The organism is Peribacillus saganii, from assembly GCF_003429095.1.
GTDB lineage: Bacteria > Bacillota > Bacilli > Bacillales > DSM-1321 > Peribacillus > Peribacillus saganii.
The window spans coordinates 1-1,032 of the sequence record NZ_QVTE01000084.1 but is presented as its reverse complement, the minus strand read 5'-3'; the positions used below and the strand labels follow the sequence as shown (position 1 = coordinate 1,032).

At 35.2% G+C, this 1,032-nt stretch carries 1 protein-coding gene; it reads left to right on the top strand.

The window, feature by feature from the left end; translation table 11 throughout:
* Window positions 1-216: 216 nt before the first annotated feature.
* Window positions 217-834, top strand: coding sequence for a nitroreductase family protein (locus D0469_RS20785; RefSeq protein ID WP_117328619.1), 618 nt, complete (start codon window positions 217-219; stop codon window positions 832-834).
* Window positions 835-1,032 lie beyond the last annotated feature (198 nt).

Here is a 1,032-nt window from a genome sequence, read left to right as displayed (position 1 = left end):
TCAAACTTAATGAGCAAAAAATGTTCAAAACTACTTGACGGTGACAGCAGTCCGTATTGTTAACATGGTTTAGCCTAGAACAAACTGTTAATTATATTAAGTCAATCAAAAATATGGGCAATCGACGGTAAGTATGTTTCTCAAGCATTTTCTTGGTATATTTGATTGATTATGGATAAAATACTAGAGTTAAATTACTATAAAAGGAATGATTATATGACGAAAAATATTGAGACAACTTCAGTTCAACAAGCTATAGAATCAAGACGTAGTATTCGTAAATATGCTCAACAGCCAATTGACCGTGAAGACCTTCAGCATATATTTGAACTTGTTCGTTTATCTCCAAGCGCATGGAATCTTCAACCGTGGCGTTTTCATGTAGTTATTAATGAAGATTTAAAACAAAAACTTGAAGATGCAGCTTACGGACAAAAACAAGTTACATCTGCTCCAGCAGTAATCGTTGTAACAAGTGATATGGAGGATGTTTTGGCAAATTTAACAGAAACAGTACATCCAGGACTTCCAGAAGAACGGAAAGAAGAAGAAGTTGCCACTTTATCGGCATTTTTTAATGGAATGAGTGTTGAAGATCGTGGGCAATGGGGATTAACACAAACAAATATTGCGTTTGGCTTCTTAATGATAGCTGTTCAAGGAATGGGCTATGCCAGTAATCCAATGCTGGGTTTTGATCAAGATAAGGTAAGAGAACTATTAGGACTTCCCGCCCACGTGAAATTTGCTGGAATCCTTCCTATAGGAAAACCAAATAGTGAAGGGCATCCTCATCACCGATTTGATTTAAACAAAATTGTTGCATTCCATTAATTTCTTTCTGTTAACCGATTGAGTTATTGAGATTTTCTATGTTTATGTCTTCCTGCCTGTGCTTAATGCCTAGCCTTTTTAATTCTTCATACAAAATAATATTTATGAGATATTTAGGTAGTCTAGCTGCAGTGTACCAAATTTTATCTTTTTAAGGAGCATTCCTGTTAGAAGGATTTTCGGGGACTTGAACAAAAA